Below are 25,790 nucleotides of genomic sequence, written 5' to 3'. Positions count from 1 at the left end.
TGCCCAGTTGTAGGGACGTGGAATTTGTCACCGTCGTCGCTCCACGCTGAACTGGGCGGATAGTGTGAGCGATCCGGTGCTCCCTGCCGTACTTAGGCTTGCGCACTGTTTGACCGAAAGAGACCCGAGCGCCTTGGAGGGGGTAGGCGCCGCGTGGCCCCGACGGAGGATTCAGACAACCGTGGACGCGCAAGGCCGTGGGCGGGCGGATGACATCGATCCCGCAGACCAGTGGGTGCTCAATCCGAACACCGGTGAATACGAACTGCGACTGAGTAATTCCGCACCGCAGTCATCGGTTCCCGGACCCCGCAGAGCCGCTTCCCGGACCGGCGCCGCATCCCGTGCGGCCGGTTCCACCGCTCAGGGCGCCGCGGGCGCCCAGGGAGCGGTGCGCAGTCGTACCGCCGCACCGGGACGCGAGACCCGTCAGACACCGGGCCGTGAGGTGCCGGCCCAGCGAAGGCGCAGGGGGGCGCCCGAGGAGCCACCGCCGGGGCGGCGCGGCCGGCGGCCGGTGAAGAAGAAGAGCAAGGCGAAGAAGGCCGTGCTCTGGACCGGCGGCATCATGGCGTTCGTGGTGGTCGCCGCCGCGGCGGGCGCGTATCTCTATATCGAGCACCTCAACGACAACATCCAGTCCGTGAACGACGACGGCGCGAGCACCGGTGGCTTCAGCAAGGACAAGGCCATCAACATCCTGCTGATCGGCACGGACAAGCGCACCGGCGCGGGCAACGACAAGTACGGCGACTCGGGCAGCGCGGGACACGCGGACACCACGATCCTGCTGCACGTCTCCAAGGACCGCTCGAACGCGACCGCGCTGAGCATCCCGCGTGACCTGATCGTGGACATCCCGGACTGCCCGACGACGCAGGAGGACGGCTCCCAGAAGGTCATCCCGGGCGAGACGGGCGTCCGCTTCAACACCAGCCTGGGCCAGGAGGAACGTACGCCCAGCTGCACCGCGCGGACGGTCACCGAGCTGACTGGGATCAAGCCGGACAACTTCATGGTGGCCGACTTCAACGCGGTGAAGACGCTGACGACGGCGGTCGGCGGTGTCGAGGTGTGTCTGGCCAAGGACATCAACGACCCCGACTCCAAGCTCGACCTCCCCAAGGGCGAGCACAAGATCGAGGGCGAGCAGGCGCTGGCCTTCGTCCGTACCCGGCATGCCGTCGGCACCGGCGGCGACCTGAGCCGGATCGCCTTGCAGCAGCAGTTCCTGAGCGCGCTGATGCGCAAGCTGAAGTCGAACGACACGCTCACCAGCCCGACCAAGATGATCAAGCTGGCGGAGGCGGGCACCAAGGCGCTGACCGTCGACTCCCAGCTGGACAGCATCGACAAGCTGAAGGATCTGGGTCTGGAGCTGGGCAAGCTCAACACCAAGAACCTGACCTTCACGACGGTTCCGGTGATCGACAACCCGACGGAGAAGGTCAGGGCGACGGTCGTGGTGAACCCGACCACGGCTCCCCAGGTCTTCCAGGCGATCCAGAACGACGTCTCCTTCACCGCGGTCAAGCAGCAGAAGCAGAAGGAGGCCGCCGCCGTGGCCGCCCGGCTCAAGGGCACCAAGGCCGACCCCTCCGAGGTGCGGGTGCAGGTCTTCAACGGCGGCGCCCCCGCGGGCAGCGCCCAGGAGACCCTGGCCTGGCTGCAGACCGAGGAGGGCGTGGAGAAGTCCGAGAACGCGGGCAACGCCCCGGCTGCGCTCGCGAAGACGACGCTGGAGTACGCGCCGGACCAGGCGGACCAGGCGCGTCGGCTCGCCGACATCATGGGCCTGTCGGGGTCCGCGATGAAGCCCGGCAAGAGCGTGACCAACTCCCAGGGCCTGCCCACGATGACGCTGACGCTGGGCAAGGACTTCAAGGGTGCGGGGGTCTCGCTCACCGCGCCGACGAAGGCGCCGGACGTGGAGAAGTCCACCGCCGACAAGGTCGAGTGCGCGAAGTAGCGGCTCAACGGGCCTGCCCTGCCGCCGACTTGCGGTCGGGCGGGCCCGTTCCACGCGGGGCCCGTACGGAGTCCGTACGGAAATCCGCGGCGTGCGGAACGCAACCGTGGCCGCCACTCGTTGGTCTGACACACGACACGCTTGTGTCAGCGAACGTTGGCCGGACACCCCACGCGGCCGTACCCGGTGTGATTTTGCCGACGCGTGGCCAACCTGGCTCGGGCCCATAGGGGTCTGACAGGTTGCGAACCGGTGTCGGACAGGCAGGTCTGGCAGGGTTCGCTCCGCATCGGACGGGGAGGTCCGGCGCGCGGCGCGGCCATGTCGGGCAAAGGGCGGGGAAGGGCGAAGAGTTGGCGCAGAGCAGTGTGCGTGGGGAGGCCGCCGCGGTGGACGACACCATGTCGCTCACCCCGCAGACCGACCAGGACACGCCGCCCGACCGGAGCGGCCGGCACGCCGGCGGGGGTTCCAGGGGCGGCCGCGGCCGCGGCGGCGGACGCCGTGGACGGCGCGCCCTGCGCTGGTCGGCGACGGTTCTGGCGGTGGTGATACTGGGCACCGGCGGCGCCGGATACCTGTACTACCAGCACCTGAACGGCAACATCGAGAAGGGCGAGCGCAGCAGCGGCGACTCGAAGGCGCAGAAGACCGCGGCCAACGCGGCCGGACAGACGCCGCTGAACATCCTGCTGATCGGCTCCGACAGCCGTAACTCCGACGAGAACGTGGCGCTGGGCGGCAGCAGGGACAACCGCGGCAACCCTCCGCTGGGCGATGTGCAGATGCTCATCCACCTGTCCGCCGACCGCAAGAGCGCCGCGGTGGTGAGCATCCCGCGCGACACCCGGGTCGACATCCCCAAGTGCACGGACCCGGAGACCGGCAAGACCTATCAGGCGACCAACAAGATCATCAACGAGTCGCTGGCCCGCGGCGGAGCCGGTTGCACCCTGGCCACCTGGCAGAACCTCACCGGGGTGTACATCGACCACTGGATGACCATCGACTTCGCGGGCGTCGTGAGCATGGCGGACGCCATCGGCGGGGTCGAGGTCTGTGTGAACCAGAACGTGTGGGACCGCGGGGGTTCCGGCCTGAAGATGAAGGCCGGCACGCGCAAGGTCGAGGGCGAGCAGGCACTCCAGTGGCTGCGCACGCGCCATGCCTGGGGCAGTGACCTCCTGCGGGCCAGGGCCCAGCACATGTACATGAACTCGATGATCCGCACGCTGAAGGACCAGAACGTCTTCACCGACACCGGCAGGCTGATGGGCCTGGCCGAGGCGGCCACGAAGTCACTGACGGTCTCCGAGGAGATCGGTACGGTCAAGAAGCTGTACGACCTGGGCATGCAGCTCAAGACGGTGCCGACGAACCGCCTCACCATGACGACGATGCCGAACGTGCAGGACCCGCAGGACGCCAACCATGTGGTGCCGGCCGGCGCCGACGCCGAGAAGGTGTGGGCGATGCTCCGCGACGACGTGCCGTTCGACGCCAACGGCACCGACTCGGACAAGAAGGCGAAGACCGAGGAGAAGGCCTCCAAGGACCCGGCGGCGGCCGACGACAAGATCGCCGTACAGGTGCAGAACGGCACGCGGACCAGCACGGAGGGACCGGTGTCCGGGCGGGCGCGCGCGATCGCCCAGGAGCTCGTCGGCAAGGGTTTCGCACAGGCGGTGGCTGATCCCTCGGCGGCGATCAGCGTGGACAAGACGGTCGTCCGCTACCCCAGCGCGGACCTGGAGGGCGACGCCCAGCGGGTCGCCAAGTCGCTGGGGATTCCCACCAGTTCGGTGAAGCGGACCACCGACGTCTCCGGGGTCACCCTCGTCGTGGGCGCCGACTGGCGTACGGGGACGGCCTACCCCAAGCAGTCGGCGCCGAAGGCCGGGGACATCCCCGACAACGCCGACGCCATCAACGGGTCGGACAGCAGCCCGTGCATGGATGTGTACGCGCCCTACCGCTGGTAGTCGTCCGGCTGTTCTCAGCTCTCGCTGAGGACAGCCGGCCGCCGCGACGCGATGACCTTCCGCGCCAGCGCACGCGGGCTGGTCAGAAAGCCGTAGCCCCACGACATGTGCATGGTCGCGAGGGCGACAGGGATCTGGAGGCGGGCCTTCAGCGGCAGCCCCTTGCCGGCGGGGACGGACCCCGCGACGATCGCCGCGAGGTAGCCGCCGGGGATCACCAGGGCCCAGGGGGTGACCAAGGCCCCGGCCACCAGACCGGCCGCGATGGCGCAGACCGCCGTGGGCGGGGCGAGGTAGCGCAGGTTGATGGAGCCGGAGTGGTAGCGGGCGACGACATGCCGCCAGCGGCCGTAGTCCTTGTACTGCTTGGCGAGGGCCTTCACGCTCGGCCTCGGGCGGTACGACACCTTCAGCTCGGGTGAGAACCAGATCAGCCCGCCCGCCTCGCGGATCCGGAAGTTGAGCTCCCAGTCCTGGGCGCGGATGAACTCCTCGTTGTACCCGCCCTGCTGCTCCAGCGCCTCGCGGCGGAACACCCCGAGGTACACGGTCTCGGCCTGCTGGGCGGCGCCGCCGGTGTGGAAGGCCGCGTTGCCGACGCCGATCTTCGAGGTCATCGCGGCGGCGACGGCGTGCTCCCAGTCGTTCTCGCCCTCGGCGTGCATGATGCCGCCGACGTTCTGCGCGCCGGTCTCCTCCAGGAGGCGTACGGCGGTGGCGATGTAGTTCGGGGAGAGGATGCCGTGGCCGTCGACGCGGACGACGATCGGATGGCGGGAGGCCTTGATCGCGGCGTTGAGGGCGGCGGGGGTGCGGCCGGTCGGGTTCGGGACCGTGACGACCCGGGAGTCCTCGGCGACGAGCTGAGCCGCGATCTCGTCCGTACGGTCCGTCGACGGACCGAGGGCGATCACGACCTCCATCTCGCCGGCGTACTCCTGCGCCAGGATCGCTCGGACGGCGCCGTGCAGATGCCGCTCCTCATTGAGGACGGGCATGATCACGGACACGGCGGAGGGCTGCACGTCGGGATTGGCGTTCATAGGGGCCTCACGTTACCGCGAACGGGGGACACCGGTGCGCCCCGCCGGGGCCGGTGCTCCGGGCAGCAGATCGTATGGCCCTACGGTGCTACCCGGATCCCACGTACGACCTAGGGCAAGCCCTCGCGGAGGTATCGCCTCATGCCCACGCCGCCCCGCCGCTCCCCGTCCCCCGCGCAGCGACGCCCGCAGCCGTCCCGCGTCGGCGAGCGGCCGGTCGCTCCAGCGCGGCGCAGGCGGCCACGCTGGGCCATGCGCGCGGTGACGACACTGTCCGTCGTGGTGCTCGCCTCCGCCGGCATCGGGCACGCGGTGGTCACCAGCCTGGACGCGAAGATCGAGCGCGTGGACCCGTTCAAGGACATGAAGAACCGGCCGCAGGCCGGGCACGGGATGAACGTCCTGCTCGTCGGCACGGACGGCCGCGACCGCATCAGCGACGAGGAGCGCCGCAAGTACAAGCTGGGCGGCGCCCCGTGCCACTGCACCGACACGATCATGATCGTGCACATCTCGGCGGACCGGGAGCGGGCGAGTGTGGTGAGCCTGCCGCGCGACTCGTACGCCGAGGTGCCAGAGGACGACAGTGGCGAGACCCACCCCATCAAGATCAACGCGGCGTACGCGGAGGGCGGTCCGAACCTCACCGTGCGCACCGTCGAGCACATGACGCACGTCAAGATCGACCACTATCTGGAGGTCGACTTCACCAGCTTCATGAAGACGGTGGACGTCCTCGGCGGCGTGCGGATCTGCACCGCCGAGGATCTGCAGGACTCGTACACCGGTCTCGACCTGCCGGCCGGCTCACACCGGCTGATGGGCGGTCAGGCGCTGCAGTTCGTGCGGGCGCGGCATGTCGACAGCGACTCGGACCTGGGGCGGGTGCAGCGGCAGCAGCGGTTCATGGCGGCGCTGATCGAGCGGGCCACGTCGTCCGGGATCCTGCTGAATCCCATGCGGTTCCGGGACGTGACGCGGGCGGTGCTCGGCTCGGTACGGGCCGACAAGGGGTTCGGTACGGGCGAGTTGCTCGACCTCGGGCGTGCGATGCGGAACTTCTCGCCGTCGTCGTCGGAGTTCACGACCGTGCCGATCGGCGATCTGGAGTACGACGTGAAGGGCGTCGGCTCCACCGTGAAGTGGGACACCGCACGGTCCGAACGGCTCTTCCGGGCCCTGCGCGAGGACAAACCGCTGGCCACGCACCGCCCGAAGCGTAGGACCGTCCCCGTCGAGGTCGACCCTGGGCAGATCCATGTCCAGGTGGAGAACGGCACCAAGGAGAACGGCCTCGGCAAGCGCGTGGACGCCGCGCTGGCGGCGACGGGCTTCGACACCACGGGAAGCCCGGTGTTCGCGGAGGACCGGGGCCTCAAGCGCACGGTCGTCGCCCATGACCCCGGCTGGGACCGCTCGGCGAGGTCCCTGGCGGCCGCGCTGCCCGGCAGCGAGCTGCGGGCCGTGAAGGGGCTGGGGCCGACGCTCAAGGTGATCGTCGGGGCCGACTTCCGGCAGGTACGGAAGGTACGCGCCGAGGATCCGGCCCAGGGGCACTCCACCGTGGTGCGCGGGGACGAGACGGGGTGCTCGTGAGTGGGACGGGGCTCGGCGCGGGGCGGGGCAGGGCTCGGCGCAGGGCTCGATGCGGGGCGGGGCGTATGTAACAGTCGGGGGCGTGTGCGGACAGCCCTCCGCGCCCCCTCCCCGCCCTCTCTCAGTCCTCGAACCCCTCCGCCGCCCGCTTCTCCCGCAGCTCCATGATGGCGCGGCGGCGCGCCAGCCGATGCGTCCGCCGGATCTGGGCCTCCTGGTACCGCCGCTTGTCGCGTTCGGTCTCCGGTATGACGTGCGGCACTCGGCGCGGCTTGCCGTCGGCGTCGACGGCCGCGAACACCAGGTAGGCCGAGCCGACCTGGGTGGGCGGCGCCGATTCGTTCCAGCGCTCGGCGAGGACGCGTACGCCGACCTCCATCGAGGTCCGGCCGGTCCAGTTGACCTGGGCCTTCACATGGACGAGGTCGCCGACACGGACCGGCTCGAGGAAGGCCATCTCGTCCATGGACGCGGTGACGGCGGGGCCGCCGGAGTGACGGCCGGCCACGGCGCCCGCCGCGTCGTCGACGAGTTTCATGATCACACCGCCGTGCACCGTCCCGAGAAGGTTGGTGTCGTTGTGGGTCATGATGTGGCTGAGAGTGGTGCGGGAGGCCGACGTCGGCTTGCCCGGGATATCCGGAGTGCCCGACTCCGCGTCGGTGACCTGGTCTGTCATGACCTCCACCTTATGCCGACCTGACATTCGCGGACTTTGTGTTGGCTTCGCAACAGCCGTGACCCTATTTTCCGCCGAACCTTGTAAGACACCTGGCCATGCCCTGCACACTGGGGCGCATGAATGACTGGCCCCAGGCATGGTCCGACGACAACCGCGGCAGCCGTTACGGACGCGGCAGCGGGAGCGCGCAGCCCGAGGGCGCGCGCGTGATGCGGCAGGTCCGTCGCGGCCAGGCGCCGCCGCCCGGCCAGGGCTATGGCGGGGTGCCGCGCCAGCAGTCGTATGTGAACGGCCAGGGCCACGGCGGCTACGGCGACGACACGTCCTACGACGACGGGTACGACAGCGGCTACAACACCGGCCAGGTCTACGGCGGCGGATCCGGGGGTGGCCGCGATGACACGGGGATGCGCGAGCCGCGGCCCGCGCCGAACTGGCGGCGCCGGTTCAAGGTGGCCTCGATCACGCTGGTGACGGTGCTGGTCGTGACGAGCGTCGCCACCTACTTCTGGGCCGACTCCAAGCTCAACCGCGATGTCGACCTGTCGAAGGTCATAGAGCGGCCGGAGGCCGGCGAGGGCACCAACTATCTGATCGTCGGTTCCGACAGCCGCGAGGGCATGACGGCCGAACAGAAGAAGGAACTGCACACCGGTTCCGCCGACGGCAAGCGCACCGACTCCATGATGCTGCTGCACGTCGGCAGCAACGGCGACACGCTGGTCTCCCTCCCCCGTGACTCGGACGTGGAGATCCCGACGTATGTGGGCTCGGAGTCCGGCAAGACCTTCAAGGGCACGGGCCGGCACACGAAGCTGAACGCGGCCTACGCCGAGGACGGGCCCACGCTCCTGGTGCGCACGGTCGAGTTCAACACCGGTCTGCACATCGACCACTACGTCGAGATCGGCTTCGCCGGCTTCGCGAACATCGTGGACGCGGTCGGCGGCGTCGAGATGGACATCCCGCAGGACATCAAGGACTCCAAGTCCGGCGCGGACTTCAAGAAGGGCAAGCAGACCCTGAACGGCGAGCAGTCGCTCGCGTTCGTCCGCACCCGGTACGCGCTGGCCGGCTCCGACCTGGACCGCACGAAGAACCAGCAGAAGTTCCTCAACGCGCTCGCCAGCCAGGTCGCCACCCCGAGCACGGTCCTCAACCCCTTCAAGCTCTACCCCACGATGAGCGCCGGCCTCGACTCGCTGATCGTCGACAAGGACATGGGCCTGTGGGACCTGGCCTCCATGTTCTGGGCGATGAAGAGCGTGAACGGCGGCGACGGCAAGTCCATGAACATGCCGGTCTCCGGCTCCTCCGGAGGCAACCTCGTCTGGGACAAGGCGAAGGTGAAGACGCTGGTCGAGCAGCTGAAGAACGACGAGACGGTGACCGTCTCGGACAAGTGAGAAGCCGTCTCCCACACCTCAAGGGCACCCCGTCGGGTGCCCTTGAGTGTTGTTCGGCCTACGGCTTCACATCGTGGCGCCCGCCATCGAGCGACAGGACTCGGCGCAGCGGCGACACGCCTCGGCGCAGCGCATCATCTGCGGGTCGTCCGGCATGGACATACACGCTTCGGCGCACATCTCGCAGGCCCTGGCGCACATCGCGCACATCTCGGCCGACATGGGCGAGCGGCGCATCATCATGTCCGCGCACATACGGGTCGTCTCGGCGCAGTCCATGAGCGCGCGCATGATCTGCATCTGGGCCTGACCGCCCATCTGCATGCAGGAGCTCATGGTCTCCTCGCACACGCTGTGGCAGTTCATGCACGCCTCGACGCAGTCCTGCATCTCCTTGCTCATCGTCGTCATTCCCTGCTGGGTCATGGCTCCTCCTGGTGGTGCGGGAGCCCGGGGCGGGCCCCGTGCCCTTCCGTCCTACGCCCACCCGCCGCCGCGCGCCATCGGGCGGACGTACACATTCCGCGGGGCGGGTCCACGGGGATCGGGGCGCCGGGTGCCGGGCTCCCGGCGGCGTACGGCTCAAGTCGCCTGATTCCAGGGAGGGTTGGCCGCCACCCGCTGATCACCTGATCGTCATCTCCGCGTTCCGCCCGCGGACGATCACTCCGGCTACGTTTCTTGGGTCGCAAGTGTGTGCGAACACTTTCCGCTGTCCTCGCGTAGAAGGATTCCGCCTTGAGATCTTCATGGTCACGGCGTGCCGCACTGAGCCCTCTGGCTGCGGCGCTGCTGTTCGCCGGCACATTGTTGAGCCCGTCCGACGCGTTCGCGGCACCCGACCCCCATGACATCCCCGTCGCCGGCGGCATCAGCGGCCGTTCGGCGACCGCGCTGTCCGACGAGCTCGGCGCGTCCCGCACCGGCGGCTTCTATGTCGACCGGGAGACCGACCGGCTCGTGGTCAACGTCACCGACGAGGCCGCCGCGGGCGAGGTGCGCGAGGCGGGCGGCATCGCCCGGCGCGTGACGCACAGCATGGCCGAACTGGACGCCGTCACCGACGCGTTCAACAAGTCGATCTCCATCCCCGGCACCACCTGGGGCACGGATGTGAAGGCGAACCGGGTCGACGTCCAGGCGGACGCGACCGTCTCCGCCGCCGACTACGCCCGTCTGCTGCGCACCGCCGAGCCCTTCGGCTCCACGGTGCGGGTGACGCGGGCGGACGGCAGGCTGGAGAAGACCATCTCCGGCGGCAACTTCATCGAGAGCTCCAACGGCCTGGTCGACTGCTCGCTGGGCTTCAACGTCCGCAAGAAGAGCGACCCGAACTCGCTGTGGTTCCTCACCGCGGGCCACTGCCTGTACAAAGCGGCCGGGGTCGCCGACTGGCGCAACGGCGCGGGCGTCTACCTCGGCTACGAGGCCGGCGGCTCCTACCCCGCCAACGACTACGGCCTGATACGGCACTACAACGCCGACATCGGCAAGCCGGGCAACGTCTATCTGCACAACGGCAGCTATCAGGACATCACGCACTCCCGTGACCCCGGCGCCGACGAATACCTGTGCAGCAGCGGCTGGAAGACGGGCTACATCTGCGGCTATGTGCTGCAGAAGAACGTCACCGCCAACTACGGCGACGGCAATGTGGGCGGCCTGTTCCGGTGGACCAACTGCATCGAAGGCGGCGACAGCGGCGGCCCGGTCTTCCACGGCGACGCGGCGCTCGGCCTGAACTCCGGCAAGATCACCTGGAACGACGGCTGCGACAGCCTCGGCCAGCAGGTCAACGAGGCGCTCGCCTGGAGCGGCACCGAGGTCTACTGACCCGGCCGGCGAGGGGGGGGCCACCCGTTCGGCCCGCGCCGTTTGCCCGGCCACCGGCCCGCGGCCACCGTGGATGCGGAGACGTCCCGAACCCGACCGCACCGTGAGAGGTGACCGCCGGTGACAGCAGTGAGGAAGGCCCGAGCCCGGGCAGGCGCCATGCTCGCCGGGGCGGCCCTCACCGCTGTCACCGGCTGCTCGTCCGGCTCCGGCGAGGCCACGACGAGCACGGAGGACACGGTGCGCCGGTTCAAGGCCGGCCCGGCGACCTCCCCGTCTGCGTCCGCCGACCGCGGCGATCTCGTGGTGTCGTACGAGAAGCCGGAGAAACCCGCGGACCGGCGGACCGAGGCATTCCTCAAGCGCACCAAGGCCCTTGAGGGCGTGTCGGACTACGCCGACGACCTCATCGCCCTGCCGTACGACGTGCCGCTGCGGGCGAAGAGCTGCGGACAGGCCAACGCCTTCTGGAACCCGCAGACGAAGGACATCACGTACTGCTACGAGTTCGTCGACACCCTCCGGCAGATCTACGAGGAGCAGGAGACCGAGGGCAGCGCCAAGGAGCGCGAGGCCGCCGTGGAGCAGGACCTCGTCGGCCTGACCAACGGCGTCCTGCTGCACGAGCTCGGCCACGGCCTCATCGCCATGTACGACCTGCCCGCCACCGGCGAGGAGGAGGACGCCGTCGACCAGCTCTCCGCCCTGCTGCTGGCCAGCGGCGACGACGAACACCAGCAGTACGCGATCGACACGATCAACGCCTGGTCCGGGCTCGCGGAGGCGGAGTCGGCCGGGAACATGCCCGCCGACGAGTACGCCGACGAACACTCGCTCAGCATCCAGCGGTTCTACAACTGGTCCTGCTGGCTCTACGGTTCGGACCCCGGCCGGTACAAGTGGATCGTGAAGCGCGAGGGCAACCCGGACGGTGTGCTCCCCGAGGAGCGGGCCGAGCGGTGTCCCGAGGAGTACGCGAAGATCGCCCGTGCGTGGAGCACCCTCCTCGAGCCCTACCTCAAGGATTGAGGGGCGGTCACAATCCCTCCGCCCGCTCGTGCAGTTGTCGCGCCGCCCCGCCCAGCACCTCACCGTCCATCCCCGTGCCGTTCTCCGGTGCGTCGCCGAAGCTGTTCACCGACACCAGCGTGCCCCGGCCCGTCCTCCGGTCGAATCCGGCCAGCCACGGGCCACCGCTGGACCCGCCCTCCATCGGACAGCGGACGCGCTGGGTGCCGTCGGGAGCCTTCGACGTCGTACCCGCGCAGTACATGAGGTGTTCGCCGCGCTGCTCCTGGCTGTCGGGGTATCCGAAGACGGTCACCGTGGCGCCCGGCTCACGGTCGAAGGCCACCGCCTGCTCACCGACCTCGTCCGTCAGCGACTCCCCGCCCGGCCGCTCGTCCACCACGACCGCCGCCACATCGTTCCGCGCGTCCTGAGCCCAACTGCGCGGCACCGCGATCGCCCGGACCACATACACGCCGTACGGGCGCTCGCCCTCGTTGTAGCCCGGTACGAAGACCATGTTGCTGTAGTGGTTCTCCGGCGACGCGGGCAGTTGTACGCAGTGCCCGGCCGTCATCACCGTGGAGCGGTTGCGGCTCCGGACCGCGGTGGCGGTGCAGTAGGTGTCCTGGCCCTTCTCGTTGGTGAGGAAGAGGCGTCCCACCGTCTTCATCGCGGGAGCCCGCCAGGGTCGGACGGACGCGGCGTCGTGGCCGAGTTCGGTGGACGCGCCCACCGCGCGCATCCGCTCCGGCGTCCAGTACGCCATCGTCTCGCGGCGTTCGGCCGCGGTGAACTTCACCGTGCTGATCGCCGTGTCAGTGGGGGGTACGGTCCCGGCGGCGACCGCCACGACAGAGGCGACCGCCAGCATGGGCGCGACGAGCCGATACATACCTCGCACCCTTCCGACGGTAGGCGAATCCCGGGTCAGCCGCGCGTCGAGGTCCGCCGTCCCGCAGGCCGCCGTACCCGGACCCGCAACCGCCGTGGCCGCACCGCGCCCCCACCGCCCCGCGCGGGCAACGGCCCCCCGTGATCGTGCTCGGTCACGATCCCGTAGAACACCAACAGCGTCAGGCTCAGCGCGATCAGGGCCTCGGCCCAGTAGAAGGCCGCGTAGTCCAGGACGCAGCCGTTGGGGGGACTGCCGGGTGCCGCGTTGCGGAGGCCGACCAGGGCGAAGAGGGTGCCCGCCATCCAGCCGAGGGCACCCCAGACCATGCCGCGGCGTTGGCGTACGACGAGATGGCACGCCAGCAGAACGGCCAGCGCAATGGCCCACATGGCGCCGATCATGAACCAGGCCATGATGAAGGTGCTGCGCGACCTCATCGCCCGCACCCGCACGGCCGCGAATTGCTCGTCGGCGACGACCGCGGCCCGGCGCAGGGTGAAGCGCGGATCCTCGTCGCGCAGCACCAGGCGGGTGGGGGTCAAGACACCGCCGATGGTGGTGGCGACGACGAGGCTGACGTCGTAGCGGTCGAAGGGATAGTCCGACGACGTGCCCGACTCCAGGGGAACCACCACGCTCTTGACCCCGCCGACGCCTTCCGCGGCGAACGTCACCTCGGGCTGGAGCGCCGAGTTGGTGTGGACCGTGACGTCCTTGGCCGGGGCATGCGTACCGTCCGGGTCGGCGTACTCACCGGTCGCCGCCACACTCAGCTGGACCGTGGCCGTGCGCTCGTCGGGGTCCGTCTTCTCCACGTCGGCCAGCACCTCGATCCGGCCGTGGCCGGTGGCGCCCGCGGTGAGGGGACGCTGTCGCGCGTCCCGTTCGCTGAAGTAGAGGCCGGTCCCCGCGCCCACGAGCGCCGCCAGCGCCAGGAAGCCCGCCGCACCCCACAGCCATGTGGACCGGCGGGTGCGGGACCTGGTGCGGTGAGCGGCCATGGTCAGATCCTCGGCAGGATCGCGGTGCGCCGCCACAGGAGCGGGACCGCGGTGCATGAGCCAGCCGTTTCGGCGCGGCGCCTTCCGGTTTCCCGGTCTTGCCCCTTCGGCCCGCCCGTGAGTCCCGCACCGCCCGTTCGAATCCCGGGGTGCGCCGCGCCGTCGCCGCGCCGGATGAGTGGCATGTGGGTGACGTGCGGTCAGCCGGTTCGTGCGGTGCCGTCCATGCGTTCGAGGGCCTACCGGACAGGCCCTGGCCTCGTGAAACGTCCGGTTCGCCGGGGTGTCGGACAACAGCCGGGTGCCTAGGGTCGGTTCAGGGGCGCCCTCTCCCGTGACGGACTCTCAAGGACGAGGAGCACTGACTTGACGGATCTCGTACTGCTCGCGGGTGGATCGGTGACGATGACCCACCACGTCACCGGCACCTACTTCATGTGCAACGACTGGCACGACGGTGTCGGCAACCACACCCAGACCTGGGCACAGGACCCATTCGCCAAGGACAACACCTCACATCGGTGGTTCCTGCCGGCGAACGCGAACGGCACGGTGCGGATCGAGTCGTACGCCAACCGGCGCTGTCTCACGGTGGGGGCCAACCCGCCCGACACCGTGACCCTCCGGGAGCGCACGGACAGCCTCAACCAGCACTGGCGGCTGGTCTCCCACGCGGACCGCGGCAATGACTTCTACCTGGTCTCCGTCGTGCACCCGCGCTACGCCCTGGCCATCGCCGACCACCTCCAGGGCAACGACCGGCTGGTGGGCCTGACCCGGATGTGGGGCGGCCCGAACCTCTCGCAACTGTGGCGGGTCTATCCGTCGTCGGAGGACGAGGGGTAGCCGACGCTCGCAGCAGAGGGGGNNNCCCCTCTGTCGCTCTCGCTTACGGCAGGTTGCGCGCCATGACGATGCGCTGGACCTGGTTGGTGCCCTCGTAGATCTGCGTGATCTTCGCGTCGCGCATCATGCGCTCGCACGGGTAGTCACGGGTGTAGCCGTAGCCGCCGAGGAGCTGCACCGCGTCCGTCGTGACCTCCATCGCCACGTCCGAGGCGAAGCACTTGGCGGCGGCGCCCAGGTAGGTGAGGTCGGCGTCGACGCGCTGGGAGGCGGCGGCGGCCTGGTAGGTCAGGGCGCGGGCGGCCGAGATCTTCATGGCCATGTCGGCGAGCATGAACTGGATGCCCTGGAAGTCGGCGATCGGCTTGCCGAACTGCTTGCGCTCCTGGACATAGCCCTTGGCGTAGTCGAGGGCGCCCTGGGCGATGCCGAGGGCCTGGGCGGCGATCGTGATGCGGGTGTGATCCAGCGTCTTCATCGCGGTGGCGAAGCCGGTGCCCTCCTCGCCGATCATGCGGTCCGCCGGGATGCGGACGTTGTCCAGGTAGACCTCGCGGGTCGGGGAGCCCTTGATGCCGAGCTTCTTCTCCGGGGCGCCGAAGGAGACGCCCTCGTCGGACTTCTCGACGACGAAGGCGGAGATTCCCTTGGAGCGCTTGGTGGGGTCGGTGACCGCCATCACCGTGTAGTACTCGGACTCGCCGGCGTTGGTGATCCAGCGCTTCACGCCGTTCAGGATCCAGTGGTCGCCGTCCCGGACCGCCTTGGTCTTCATGCCGGCCGCGTCGGAACCGGCGTCGGGCTCGGACAGGCAGTACGAGAACATGCCCTCGCCCTTGGCGAGCGGGGTCATGTACTTCTTCTTCAGCTCCTCGGAGCCGGAGAGTATGACCGGGAGCGAGCCCAGCTTGTTCACCGCGGGGATCAGGGAGGACGAGGCGCAGACCCGCGCGACCTCCTCGATCACGATCACCGTCGCCAGCGCGTCCGCGCCCGCGCCGCCGTACTCCTCGGGCACGTGCACCGCGTGCAGGTCATTGGCGACCAGAGCGTCCAGTGCCTCCCGCGGGAAGCGGGCCTCCTCGTCGACCGCGGCGGCGTGCGGTGCGATCTTCGCCTCGGCCAGTGAGCGGATGACGTCACGGAGCATGTCGTGCTCCTCGGACGGGCGGTACAGGTCGAAGTCAGCCGATCCGGCCAAGGTCTCTCACGCTCCAAGGACGCTGGGTGGCAAGTGTGATGCCGGTGCTAATTACCGTTAAGTAACTCAAATTTTAGGGGTCGGCTCACGGCAGTGATACGTGAGCTTGGCGACAGCGGGGAAGTTGCCCGTCAGACCCTCCGACTATGCTCGGGCCCGCACGCCGCCGTCCCCCTTATGGAGTCCCCCCATGGCCCTCAAGATCACCGTGATCGGTACCGGCTATCTCGGCGCCACCCACGCCGCGGCCATGGCCGAGCTCGGCTTCGAGGTACTGGGGCTCGATGTCGTGCCCGAGAAGATCGAGATGCTCGGCCGCGGCCAGGTCCCGATGTTCGAGCCGGGCCTTGAGGAGCTGCTGCGCAAGCACGTCGCCGGCATCGAGGGCTCGACCGGGCGGCTGCGCTTCACCATGGACTGGGCGGAGGTCGCCGAGTTCGGCGATGTGCACTTCGTCTGCGTGAACACCCCGCAGAAGCACGGCGAGTACGCCTGCGACATGAGCTACGTCGACTCCGCCGTCGAGTCCCTCGCCAAGCACCTGCGCGGCCCGAACCTGGTCGTCGGCAAGTCGACCGTGCCGGTGGGCAGCGCCGACCGGCTCGCGGCCCGCATCCTGGAGCTGGCGCCCGGCGGCGGCGAGGTGGAGCTGGCCTGGAACCCGGAGTTCCTGCGCGAGGGCTTCGCCGTCCAGGACACCCTGCACCCGGACCGGATCGTCGTCGGCGTGCGCAGCGAGCGCGCCGAGGAGCTGCTGCGCGAGGTGTACGCGACGCCGATCGCCGACGGCTCCCCCTTCGTCGTCACCGACTTCCCCACCGCCGAGCTGGTGAAGACGTCCGCCAACTCCTTCCTGGCCACCAAGATCTCCTTCATCAACGCGATGGCGGAGGTCTGCGAGGCCGCCGGCGGCGATGTCGCCAAGCTGGCCGAGGCCATCGGCCACGATGACCGGATCGGCAAGAAGTTCCTGCGGGCCGGGATCGGTTTCGGCGGCGGCTGTCTGCCCAAGGACATCCGCGCCTTCATGGCCCGCGCCGGTGAGCTGGGCGCCGACCAGGCGCTGACCTTCCTGCGCGAGATCGACTCGATCAACATGCGCCAGCGCGGGCAGATGGTGGAGCTCGCCCGGCAGGCGCTGGGCGGCGGGTCCTTCCTGGGCAAGCGGGTCGCGGTGCTCGGCGCCACCTTCAAGCCCGACTCGGACGACGTGCGGGACTCGCCCGCGCTGAACGTCGCCGGGCAGATCCACCTCCAGGGCGGCCAGGTCACCGTCTACGACCCCAAGGGCATGGCCAACGCCCGCCGTCTCTTCCCGACCCTCGGCTATGCCGACAGCGCGGTCGAGGCGGTGCGCGGCGCCGATGTCGTGCTGCATCTGACGGAGTGGCGCGAGTTCCGCGAGCTGGACCCGAGGGCTCTCGGCGAGGTCGCGGCGGCCCGGGTCATCCTGGACGGCCGCAACGCCCTCGACCCCGAGCTGTGGCGCGAAGCCGGGTGGAGCTACCGGGCGATGGGGCGCCCCACGGCCTAGATCCGCCTGGGCCCCGCACAGGCGACGCCGCTTCGGCCGAGGCTCAGTCGGCCGAAACGGCGTCCTTCGCATTCTGCCGCACCTGACGCCATCACGCCGAATGAATCTTCAACAACCTTTCAGAATGGCGTACTTGGCCCGCTCGGCCCACCTGGCTCCGGCTCACTTGGCCCGGTAGCGCCGCATCTTCGCGCGCGCCCCGCACACCTGCATCGAGCACCAGCGACCGCGTCCGGCCGGACTGCGGTCGTAGTACGCCCAGTGGCAGTCGACGGCCTCGCAGGCCTTCAGCCGGATCCAGGTGCCCTCGACCAGGGACCGGGCGATGGCCGCCGCCACCCTGGAGCGCAGCGGCCCCGCGTCGGCGGCGGCGAGGGTGGCCGACCCGTCGGCGGCGTCGACCGAGACGACCAGCGGGCTCGCCGTCAGCAGCTCGCCGAGCGGGGTCACCGCGCGGTGCGGCGCATGACCGGCGTGGGCGAGCAGGGCCACCCGCAGCGACTCCCGCAGCTCCCGCGCGCCCGGCAGGTCGGCCTCGGCCAGCCCGAACCGCGCCCGGCCCTCCGCCGTGTCCAGCGAGTCGGCACCCGACTCGATGTCCAGCGTGTTGACCAGGGACTGGATCAGCTCCAGGCCCCCGGGCGCGGGCGATCTCTCACTCATGGCTGCACGCTATCTCTCGCATCCCGCCAATCCCCTTGCGACGTTACCCCCAATGCGTCAGCATGAGGTAACAGCGTTACCCGTTGACGCATTCCATGGGTAACCACTCGGGTAACCATCCCTTCAAGGAGGAAGTCATGGCCATCGCCGAACTGGGCGTCGTCGTCCTGGACTGTCCCGACCCCCGCGCCCTCGCCGACTTCTACGCGCGCGTGCTCGACGGCACCGTGGAGGGCGACGGGGACTGGGTGGACCTCAAGGTGCCCGGCGGGCAGGCGCTGGCGTTCCAGGCCGCCCCGGGGTTCGTCGCGCCGGAGTGGCCCGCGCCCGATCACTCGCAGCAGTTCCACCTCGACCTGACGGTGCCGGACCTGGACACGGCCGAGGAAGCCGTCCTCGCCCTGGGCGCGAAGCCCCTGGACACCGACGACCGCTCGCGCACCTTCAGGGTGTACGCGGACCCGGCAGGACATCCGTTCTGCCTGTGCGCCTGCTGAGGCGTCAGCCGTCCAGTTGCTCGATGGTCGCGTTGGACGGCCCCCGCGTCGCCCGCAGGTCCCGGGCCACGTCCTCCGCCGCGCCCAGCACCCGTACCGCGTTCTGCCAGGTCAGCTTGGCCAGGTCGGCCCTGGACCAGCCGCGGTCCAGGAGTTCGGCGATGAGGTTGGGGTAGCCGGAGACGTCGTTCAGACCGTCCGGGGTGAAGGCGGTGCCGTCGTAGTCGCCGCCGATGCCGAGGTGGTCGACGCCGACGATCTCGCGCATGTGGTCGAGATGGTCGGCGACCGTGGAGACCGTGGCGATGGGGCGCGGGGTGGTCTCCTCGAAGGCGCGGTGCACCTTCATCGCCTCGGCTGTGGTGTCGAGGTGGTGGAAGCCGTGGGCGCGCATGTTCTCGTCGGCCGCGAGCGTCCAGTCGACCGCCGCCTGGAGCACGAACTTCGGCACGAACGTGACCATGGCGACGCCGCCGTTGCCGGGCAGACGCTCCAGGACGTCGTCCGGGATGTTGCGCGGGTGGTCGCAGACCGCGCGGGAGGAGGAGTGGGAGAAGATCACCGGGGCGGTGGAGGTGTCCAGCGCGTCCCGCATCGTCGTCGCCGCGACGTGCGAGAGGTCGACCAGCATGCCCTCGCGGTTCATCTCCCGCACGACCTCGCGGCCGAAGGCCGACAGACCGCCCACGCCGGGCTCGTCCGTCGCGGAGTCGGCCCACGCGATGTTGTCGTTGTGGGTGAGGGTCATATAGCGGACGCCGAGCGCGTACAGCCCGCGCAGCGTGGCCAGGGAGTCGGCGATGGAGTGGCCGCCCTCCGCACCCATCAGCGAGGCGATACGGCCCTCCGCGCGGGCCGCCTCCATGTCCGCCGCCGTCAGCGCCGGGCGCAGGTCGGCCGGATACCGCGCCAGCAACTGCCGTACGCAGTCGATCTGTTCCAGCGTCGCGCTGACCGCCTTGTCGCCGGCGTAGTCCGAGCGGACGAACACCGACCAGAACTGCGCGCCCACGCCGCCCTCGCGCAGGCGGGGGATGTCGGTGTGCAGATGGGCGCCCTGGTGGCCGGCGATGTCGCGGGCGTCGAGGTCGTAGCGGACCTGTGCGCGCAGCGCCCACGGGAGGTCGTTGTGGCCGTCGACGACCGGGAACTCGCGCAGGAGTTCCCGGGCCGCCTCCAACGAAGCGGAGGTCATCGCGTCACTTCCCCGAGCCGAAGCCGAAGGCGCCCGATCCCTCGACCTTGGCGCGCAGGCGCTTGCCCTTCTCGCTGGCCTGGTCGTTCAGGTCCTGCTGGAACTCGCCCATCCGCTGGAGCAGGTCCTCGTCATGGGCGGCGAGGATACGGGCGGCGAGCAGCCCGGCGTTGCGCGCACCGGCGACCGAGACCGTGGCGACCGGGACGCCGGCCGGCATCTGCACGATGGAGAGCAGGGAGTCCATGCCGTCGAGGTACTTCAGCGGGACGGGCACGCCGATCACCGGGAGCGGGGTGACGGAGGCGAGCATGCCGGGCAGGTGAGCGGCTCCCCCGGCCCCCGCGATGATCACCTTGAGCCCTCGCTCGGCCGCCTGCTCGCCGTACGTGACCATCTCGCGCGGCATGCGGTGCGCGGAGACGACGTCGACCTCGTACTCGATCTCGAACTCGTCGAGGGCCTGGGCGGCGGCCTCCATGACGGGCCAGTCGGAGTCCGACCCCATGACGATGCCAACAACAGGGCTCATTCGGTGATCGTGCCTCTCAGATAGCCGGCAGCGTGACGGGCGCGCTCCAGCACGTCGTCGAGGTCGTCGCCGTAGGTGTTGACGTGGCCGACCTTGCGGCCGGGCTTCACGTCCTTGCCGTACATGTGGATCTTCAACTGCGGGTCGCGGGCCATGCAGTGCAGATACGCGGAGTACATGTCGGGGTAGTCGCCGCCGAGGACGTTGACCATGACCGTCCACTTCGCGCGCGGGCGCGGGTCGCCGAGCGGCAGGTCGAGGACGGCGCGGACGTGGTTGGCGAACTGCGAGGTGATCGCGCCGTCCTGGGTCCAGTGGCCCGAGTTGTGGGGGCGCATCGCGAGCTCGTTGACGAGGATGCGGCCGTCGCGGGTCTGGAACAGCTCGACGGCGAGGTGGCCGACGACGTCCAGTTCCTTGGCGATCCGCAGCGCCATCTCCTCGGCCCGCAGGGCGAGGGCCTCGTCGAGGTCGGGGGCCGGCGCGATGACGGTGTCGCAGACGCCGTTCACCTGCTGGGACTCGACGACCGGGTAGGCGACGGCCTGGCCGTGCGGCGACCGTACGACGTTGGCGGCGAGCTCGCGTATGTAGTCGACCTTCTCCTCGGCGAGGACCGGGACGCCGGCGCGGAACGGGTCGGCGGCCTCCTCGGCGGAGTCGACGACCCAGACCCCCTTGCCGTCGTAGCCGCCGCGGACCGTCTTGAGGACGACCGGGAAGCCGTCGCCCTCCGCCGCGAAGGCCGCCACGTCACCGGGGTCCGTCACGATGCGATGCCTGGGGCACGGCACGCCGATCGCGTCGAGCCTCGCGCGCATCACGCCCTTGTCCTGGGCGTGCACGAGCGCGTCGGGGCCGGGGCGGACGGGGATACCGTCCGCCTCCAGGGCCCTGAGGTGCTCGGTGGGTACATGTTCGTGATCGAAGGTGATCACATCGCACCCGCGGGCGAACTCGCGCAGCGTGTCGAGGTCGCGGTAGTCGCCGATGACGACATCGCTGACGACCTGCGCCGCGGAATCCTGCGGGGTGTCACTGAGGAGCTTGAACCTGATGCCGAGCGGAATGCCTGACTCGTGTGTCATACGAGCGAGCTGGCCTCCGCCGACCATGCCGACTACCGGGAACGTCACGCCCCTAGGGTATCGGCCGCTCCGGGGCGACCCTCTTACCGGACTTTTCCGGGCCTCTTCCCGGCTGTATGACCTCACACACAGGCAATCGAGAAGGGGGGTGGTTAGCATGGCTGAGTTGACGAAACCGACCGACATATCGACCGACAGGAGCCTTCACGACCATGGGACGTGGTTCCTCGGGGCTTCAATCGTCGCCTCCGGTGTCCGGGAAATCCGTACGGCAGCGCCTTGACCGGCTGGTTCGTGAGGTCGCGAAGTTCGGTGCGGTGGGCGGAGCCGGGCTGCTCGTCAACCTCCTCGTGTTCAACCTGGTGCGGCATGTCACCGACCTCCAGGTGGTGCGGGCGAGCGTCATCGCCACCGTCGTCGCGATCATCTTCAACTACATCGGCTTCCGGTACTTCACCTACCGCGACCGCGACAAGAGCCGCCGCACCAAGGAACTGACCCTGTTCCTGCTGTTCAGCGCGGTCGGCCTGGTGATCGAGAACGGCGTGCTGTACGCGGCGACCTACGGCTTCGGCTGGGACAGCCCGCTGCAGAGCAACATCTTCAAGTTCCTCGGCATCGGCATCGCGACGCTGTTCCGGTTCTGGTCGTACCGCACCTGGGTGTTCCGCGCGCTCCCCGTGGAGGAGCCGGCGCCGACCGCCGAATCGTTCCTGGAGTCCCCGCGCGAGCCCGCGGCGCAGGAGCGCCGGGTCGGCCAGCGCGTGAGCTGAGCGGGCCGCTATCTGACCGTCGGCCCCGACTCCTGCGCCTTCTTCGGCGGCTGGGTCCGGGACAGGAACAGCGCGATGACCGGGGGCTTCGTCTGGAGCATCTCCAGCCGGCCGCCGTCCGCCTCCGCCAGATCGCGGGCCACCGCCAGACCGATGCCCGTGGAGTTACGGCCGCTGATCGCGCGCTCGAAGATACGGGCGCCCAGATCGGCCGGGATGCCGGGACCCTCGTCGGTGACCTCGATCACGGCCTGGTTGCCGGTGACCCGGGTGCGCAGGGCGACGGTGCCGCCGCCGTGCATCAGGGAGTTCTCGATCAGCGCCGCCAGGACCTGCGCCACCGCGCCCGGGGTGCCCACCGCCTGGAGGTGGCGCTTGCCCGAGCTCACGATCGCGCGGCCCGCGCTGCGGTACGCCGGGCGCCACTCCGCCAGCTGCTGCTGGATGACCTCGTCGAGGTCGAAGGTGACGGCGGAGCCGGTACGGGGGTCACGGGAGTTGGTCAGGAGGCGCTCGACGACGTCGGTGAGGCGTTCCACCTGGGTCAGCGCGATGGTCGCCTCTTCCTTCACCGTGTCGAGATCGTCGGTGAGGGTGATCTCCTCCAGGCGCATGGAGAGCGCGGTGAGCGGGGTGCGGAGCTGGTGGGAGGCGTCGGCGGCCAGCCGGCGCTCCGCCGTGAGCATGCGCCCGATGCGCTCCGCCGACGAGTCCAGCACATCCGCGACCCGGTCCAGCTCATGGACGCCGTACCGCTTGTGGCGGGGGCGGGGGTCGCCCGAGCCGAGGCGTTCCGCCGTCTCCGCGAGGTCGGTGAGCGGGGAGGCGAGACGGTTCGCCTGGCGTACCGCGAGCAGCACGGCCGCGATCACCGCGAGCAGGGCCACGGCCCCGATGATCAGCAGCGTACGGCCGACCTCGCGGGTCACCGAGGAGCGCGGCTCCTGCACGGTGACCGTCTCGCCCTCCTCGCCGGTCTCCGTGGCGCTGATGACATCGCCGGTCGGCTTGGTGCCGACCTCGATCACCGGCTTCTGCGGGATCCGGATCTCGGCGTAGCGGTCGCCCTGGATCTGATCCTGCAGCACCTTGGCGTCCACGGTCTCGTCGCCGAGCAGCCGGCTGTCCACGATGCTGGCGAGCCGGACCGCCTCGGTGTCCACCCGCTCCTGCGCGGTGCTGGTGATGGTCCGGGTCTCGACGATGACCAGCGACACACCGAAGACGGCGATCACGACGAGAACGACGGCGAGGGTGGACTGGATCAGTCGACGGCGCATGCCCTGCTACTTACCTGTACGGCTGGATTCCGGGACTCGGCCCGTCGGCTCAGCTCTTCTCGAAACGGAAGCCCACGCCGCGCACCGTCGCGATGTAGCGGGGGTTGGCCGCGTCGTCGCCGAGCTTCTTGCGCAGCCAGGAGATGTGCATGTCGAGCGTCTTGGTGGAGGACCACCAGGTCGTGTCCCAGACCTCGCGCATCAGCTGGTCCCGGGTCACCACCCGGCCGGCGTCGCGCACCAGCACCCGCAGCAGGTCGAACTCCTTGGCCGTGAGCTGGAGTTCCTCGTCGCCCATCCATGCCCGGTGCGACTCGACGTCGATCCGTACGCCATGGGTGGCCGGCGGCTGCTGGGGCTCGGCCGCGCCGCGCCGCAGCAGGGCCCGGACCCGGGCGAGCAGCTCGGCGAGCCGGAACGGCTTGGTGACGTAGTCGTCGGCACCGGCGTCCAGGCCCACGACGGTGTCCACCTCGTCGGCGCGCGCGGTCAGGATGAGGACCGGCACGGTGTGGCCCTCGGCACGCAGTCGCCGGGCCACCTCCAGACCGTCCATGCCGGGCAGGCCGAGGTCCAGTACGACCAGATCGATACCGCCCTGCATTCCAGCGTCGAGCGCGGTGGGGCCGTCCTCCCGCACCTCGACCTCGTACCCTTCCCGGCGCAGTGCGCGGGCCAGCGGCTCCGAAATGGACGCGTCGTCCTCGGCGAGCAGTACTCGGGTCATGGAGTGATGGTAGTCCGCCCATGACAAGAGCTGGAGGGTGATCGCCCGCCGGGATTCTCACCGTTTCCCGGCGTGTCTCTTACCTTCGACCCGCGTGGTACAGACCTATGCCTGCGAGGTGCGATCCTGGAAGGACCATGGAAAGGGCGTTCGCGGTTCCCTCGACACCTGTGATCCGTGTCTCAAGTCCTTCCATATCCGGCAGTGTCCTGACGTATGGTGAATCTACGCCTGTAGCACTGCAGGGACCTTCGGCGCACTTGACGCTGAGGGTCTCTTTTGTGTGCGGGACCGGTGCTCACCGGTCCCGACTGGAATGACCTGTGGCCGGGCCCCCGAAGGCGGGGGCGTGGATCCCGACGGTCGCCGTCATCCCCTCCGTGATCCGGAGCGGACTGCCCCTGGGCGTGGGGTGGACGGCCGTGTCCGCCGGTGCCGGCCGCCCCCCACCGGGCGCGTGCACGTTTCTACGTCGGTGCGCGTCCCGACCAGCAAGGATCGACCATGGCGTCCAGCCTGACGAAGGACTCGGCCCGCCCGGGCACCCCCGGCTCCGAGAAGACCTTCTTCGGCCACCCCCGCGGACTGGCCACTCTCTTCATGACCGAGATGTGGGAGCGTTTCTCCTACTACGGCATGAGGGCACTGCTCCCGCTGTACCTGGTCGCTCCGGGCGGCCTGCACCTCAACGTGGCGACGGCGACCGCGATCTACTCGGTCTACGTGTCGATGGTGTACCTGCTCGCCATGCCCGGCGGCTGGTTCGGCGACCGGGTCTGGGGCCCGCGCAAGACCGTCGCCGTGGCCGGCGGCGTCATCATGCTCGGCCACCTCACGCTGGCCCTGCCGTCCTCCGGCACGTTCTACGCCGGCCTCGGCCTGGTCGCGATCGGTTCGGGTCTGCTGAAGGCCAACATCTCCACGATGGTCGGCCACCTCTACGACGGCCCGTCCGACCCGCGCCGCGACGGTGGCTTCACCGTCTTCTACATGGGCATCAACCTCGGTGCCTTCGCCGCGCCGCTGATCATCGGCACCATCGGTGAGAACGTCAACTGGCACCTGGGCTTCGCGCTCGCCGCGCTCGGCATGGCGCTGGGTCTGGTCCAGTTCCTGATCGGCTCGCGCCACCTGGCGGAGCGCTCCAGCGTCGTCCCGACACCGCTGTCCGCCGAGGAGAAGTCCTCGACCCTGCGCAAGGCGGCGATCTGGGCCGGTATCGCGGTCGTCTTCTACGCGATCGTCGGCGTCTCCGGCAACTACACCCTGAACTGGGTCCTGGTCCCGCTGACCCTGCTCGGCGTGATCATCCCGACGATGGTCCTGGTCCGCATCAAGCGCGACAAGGACCTGGACCGCGGCGAGCAGTCGAAGATGTCCGCGTACATCTGGTTCTTCGTGGCCGCGGCCGTGTTCTGGATGATCTACGACCAGGGCGGCTCGACCCTGTCGATCTTCGCCGACGGCTCCGCCGAGAACAGCGTCCTCGGCTGGGAGTTCCCGGTCTCCTGGTACCAGTCGGTCAACCCGGTCCTGATCATGGCGCTGGCCCCGGTCTTCGCCTGGTTCTGGCTGGCGCTGAACCGGCGTGGCAAGGAGCCGAGCACGATCGTGAAGTTCGGCTCGGGTCTGGTCCTGGTCGGCGCGTCCTTCTTCCTCTTCCTGGCCCCGCTGTCGATCGCCGAGGGCGGTCACAAGGCGGCCGCGATGTGGCTGGTGGCGATCTACTTCGTCCAGACCGTGGGCGAGCTGCTGCTGTCCCCGGTGGGTCTGTCGGTGACGACGAAGATGGCGCCCGCGAAGTACGCCTCGCAGATGATGGGCGTCTGGTTCCTGGCCGTCACCGCCGGTGACGCCACGACCGGTCTGCTCTCCATCGCCGGTGTCGACCTGAACAAGACCAACATCGTGGCCCTGGAGGCGACGCTCGCCGTCGTCGCCGGTGTGGCGGTGTGGATGTACCGCAAGCGGGTCAAGGAGCTCATGGGCGACGTGCGCTAGCGCGCTGCTTGAGCCGTACGGGGCCGTCACACCTA

General features: G+C 69.6%; 23 protein-coding genes. 11 read left to right on the top strand and 12 right to left on the bottom strand.

The window, feature by feature from the left end; genetic code table 11:
* Window positions 1-181: 181 nt before the first annotated feature.
* Window positions 182-1,969: an LCP family protein gene (locus IE325_RS21675; RefSeq protein WP_190071619.1), complete on the top strand. Its 1,788-nt coding sequence runs from the start codon at window positions 182-184 to the stop codon at window positions 1,967-1,969.
* Between the two features lie 401 nt (window positions 1,970-2,370).
* Window positions 2,371-3,951, top strand: coding sequence for an LCP family protein (locus IE325_RS21670; protein ID WP_190071674.1), 1,581 nt, complete (start codon window positions 2,371-2,373; stop codon window positions 3,949-3,951).
* Window positions 3,952-3,965: 14 nt separating this feature from the next.
* Here IE325_RS21670 and IE325_RS21665 read toward each other — a convergent pair whose 3' ends face one another.
* Window positions 3,966-4,994 carry a glycosyltransferase family 2 protein gene (locus IE325_RS21665; protein ID WP_190071618.1) on the bottom strand — a complete coding sequence of 343 codons (1,029 nt, stop codon included), beginning with the start codon at window positions 4,992-4,994 and terminating at the stop codon, window positions 3,966-3,968.
* Between the two features lie 141 nt (window positions 4,995-5,135).
* Between IE325_RS21665 and IE325_RS21660 the strand changes: the two genes are divergently transcribed.
* Window positions 5,136-6,590 carry an LCP family protein gene (locus tag IE325_RS21660; protein WP_190071617.1) on the top strand — a complete coding sequence of 485 codons (1,455 nt, stop codon included), beginning with the start codon at window positions 5,136-5,138 and terminating at the stop codon, window positions 6,588-6,590.
* A gap of 121 nt (window positions 6,591-6,711) precedes the next feature.
* Here IE325_RS21660 and IE325_RS21655 read toward each other — a convergent pair whose 3' ends face one another.
* Window positions 6,712-7,269 carry an acyl-CoA thioesterase gene (locus IE325_RS21655; RefSeq protein ID WP_229911909.1) on the bottom strand — a complete coding sequence of 186 codons (558 nt, stop codon included), beginning with the start codon at window positions 7,267-7,269 and terminating at the stop codon, window positions 6,712-6,714.
* Between the two features lie 119 nt (window positions 7,270-7,388).
* Between IE325_RS21655 and IE325_RS21650 the strand changes: the two genes are divergently transcribed.
* Window positions 7,389-8,678, top strand: a complete 1,290-nt coding sequence (locus tag IE325_RS21650) for an LCP family protein (RefSeq protein WP_190071615.1) — start codon at window positions 7,389-7,391, stop codon at window positions 8,676-8,678.
* Between the two features lie 66 nt (window positions 8,679-8,744).
* Here the strand turns inward: IE325_RS21650 and IE325_RS21645 are convergent, their stop codons facing one another.
* Complete coding sequence (locus IE325_RS21645; RefSeq protein WP_190071614.1) at window positions 8,745-9,104, bottom strand: four-helix bundle copper-binding protein; 360 nt, start codon at window positions 9,102-9,104, stop codon at window positions 8,745-8,747.
* Between the two features lie 312 nt (window positions 9,105-9,416).
* Between IE325_RS21645 and IE325_RS21640 the strand changes: the two genes are divergently transcribed.
* Together IE325_RS21640 and IE325_RS21635 are read left to right on the top strand one after the other, a co-directional pair.
* Entirely contained in the window at window positions 9,417-10,511 is a 1,095-nt protein-coding gene (locus tag IE325_RS21640; protein WP_190071613.1) for a S1 family peptidase, read from the top strand.
* A gap of 120 nt (window positions 10,512-10,631) precedes the next feature.
* The gene (locus IE325_RS21635; RefSeq protein WP_190071612.1) at window positions 10,632-11,540 is read left to right on the top strand and encodes a DUF4344 domain-containing metallopeptidase; all 909 of its coding nucleotides are present in this window, start codon (window positions 10,632-10,634) and stop codon (window positions 11,538-11,540) included.
* A gap of 7 nt (window positions 11,541-11,547) precedes the next feature.
* Here IE325_RS21635 and IE325_RS21630 read toward each other — a convergent pair whose 3' ends face one another.
* Window positions 11,548-12,414 (bottom strand): trypsin-like serine peptidase, encoded by an 867-nt coding sequence (locus IE325_RS21630; RefSeq protein WP_229911916.1) that lies wholly within the window; start codon window positions 12,412-12,414, stop codon window positions 11,548-11,550.
* A 35-nt stretch (window positions 12,415-12,449) separates the two neighbouring features.
* A complete protein-coding gene (locus IE325_RS21625) occupies window positions 12,450-13,418 on the bottom strand; it encodes a DUF8686 domain-containing protein (RefSeq protein ID WP_190071610.1) in 969 nt (322 codons plus the stop codon).
* A 366-nt stretch (window positions 13,419-13,784) separates the two neighbouring features.
* Between IE325_RS21625 and IE325_RS21620 the strand changes: the two genes are divergently transcribed.
* Window positions 13,785-14,264, top strand: a complete 480-nt coding sequence (locus tag IE325_RS21620) for an RICIN domain-containing protein (RefSeq protein ID WP_190071609.1) — start codon at window positions 13,785-13,787, stop codon at window positions 14,262-14,264.
* A 43-nt stretch (window positions 14,265-14,307) separates the two neighbouring features.
* Here the strand turns inward: IE325_RS21620 and IE325_RS21615 are convergent, their stop codons facing one another.
* Window positions 14,308-15,465: an acyl-CoA dehydrogenase gene (locus IE325_RS21615; RefSeq protein ID WP_190071608.1), complete on the bottom strand. Its 1,158-nt coding sequence runs from the start codon at window positions 15,463-15,465 to the stop codon at window positions 14,308-14,310.
* Between the two features lie 190 nt (window positions 15,466-15,655).
* Here IE325_RS21615 and IE325_RS21610 point away from each other — a divergent pair, with 190 nt between their 5' ends.
* Window positions 15,656-16,999 (top strand): UDP-glucose dehydrogenase family protein, encoded by a 1,344-nt coding sequence (locus IE325_RS21610; protein ID WP_190071607.1) that lies wholly within the window; start codon window positions 15,656-15,658, stop codon window positions 16,997-16,999.
* A gap of 162 nt (window positions 17,000-17,161) precedes the next feature.
* Here IE325_RS21610 and IE325_RS21605 read toward each other — a convergent pair whose 3' ends face one another.
* Window positions 17,162-17,662, bottom strand: a complete 501-nt coding sequence (locus IE325_RS21605; RefSeq protein ID WP_190071606.1) for a CGNR zinc finger domain-containing protein — start codon at window positions 17,660-17,662, stop codon at window positions 17,162-17,164.
* 137 nt (window positions 17,663-17,799) lie between these two features.
* On the opposite strand from IE325_RS21605, the gene IE325_RS21600 reads away from it, so the two are divergent.
* Window positions 17,800-18,159, top strand: coding sequence for a VOC family protein (locus IE325_RS21600; protein ID WP_190071605.1), 360 nt, complete (start codon window positions 17,800-17,802; stop codon window positions 18,157-18,159).
* 4 nt (window positions 18,160-18,163) lie between these two features.
* On the opposite strand, the gene IE325_RS21595 is transcribed toward IE325_RS21600, so the two are convergent.
* The 3 genes from IE325_RS21595 to IE325_RS21585 are packed head-to-tail and all read right to left on the bottom strand — an operon-like array spanning window position 18,164 to window position 21,022.
* A complete protein-coding gene (locus IE325_RS21595) occupies window positions 18,164-19,354 on the bottom strand; it encodes a dipeptidase (RefSeq protein ID WP_190071604.1) in 1,191 nt (396 codons plus the stop codon).
* A 4-nt stretch (window positions 19,355-19,358) separates the two neighbouring features.
* Complete coding sequence (gene purE, locus IE325_RS21590) at window positions 19,359-19,886, bottom strand: 5-(carboxyamino)imidazole ribonucleotide mutase (RefSeq protein ID WP_190071603.1); 528 nt, start codon at window positions 19,884-19,886, stop codon at window positions 19,359-19,361.
* Window positions 19,883-21,022, bottom strand: a complete 1,140-nt coding sequence (locus tag IE325_RS21585; RefSeq protein ID WP_190071602.1) for a 5-(carboxyamino)imidazole ribonucleotide synthase — start codon at window positions 21,020-21,022, stop codon at window positions 19,883-19,885. Before IE325_RS21585 ends, purE begins: the two co-directional genes overlap by 4 nt.
* Before the next feature lie 164 nt (window positions 21,023-21,186).
* Here IE325_RS21585 and IE325_RS21580 point away from each other — a divergent pair, with 164 nt between their 5' ends.
* Window positions 21,187-21,747, top strand: a complete 561-nt coding sequence (locus tag IE325_RS21580) for a GtrA family protein (RefSeq protein WP_190071601.1) — start codon at window positions 21,187-21,189, stop codon at window positions 21,745-21,747.
* Between the two features lie 8 nt (window positions 21,748-21,755).
* On the opposite strand, the gene IE325_RS21575 is transcribed toward IE325_RS21580, so the two are convergent.
* Both IE325_RS21575 and IE325_RS21570 read right to left on the bottom strand, forming a co-directional pair.
* A complete protein-coding gene (locus tag IE325_RS21575) occupies window positions 21,756-23,027 on the bottom strand; it encodes a sensor histidine kinase (RefSeq protein WP_190071600.1) in 1,272 nt (423 codons plus the stop codon).
* A gap of 49 nt (window positions 23,028-23,076) precedes the next feature.
* The gene (locus IE325_RS21570; RefSeq protein WP_107905766.1) at window positions 23,077-23,754 is read right to left on the bottom strand and encodes a response regulator transcription factor; all 678 of its coding nucleotides are present in this window, start codon (window positions 23,752-23,754) and stop codon (window positions 23,077-23,079) included.
* Between the two features lie 504 nt (window positions 23,755-24,258).
* Between IE325_RS21570 and IE325_RS21565 the strand changes: the two genes are divergently transcribed.
* Window positions 24,259-25,755 carry an oligopeptide:H+ symporter gene (locus tag IE325_RS21565; protein WP_190071599.1) on the top strand — a complete coding sequence of 499 codons (1,497 nt, stop codon included), beginning with the start codon at window positions 24,259-24,261 and terminating at the stop codon, window positions 25,753-25,755.
* Window positions 25,756-25,790: the final 35 nt, after the last annotated feature.

This window comes from Streptomyces lanatus (assembly GCF_014655715.1).
In the GTDB taxonomy this organism is placed as follows: domain Bacteria; phylum Actinomycetota; class Actinomycetes; order Streptomycetales; family Streptomycetaceae; genus Streptomyces; species Streptomyces lanatus.
This window is presented reverse-complemented; position numbering and strand designations above follow the sequence as displayed.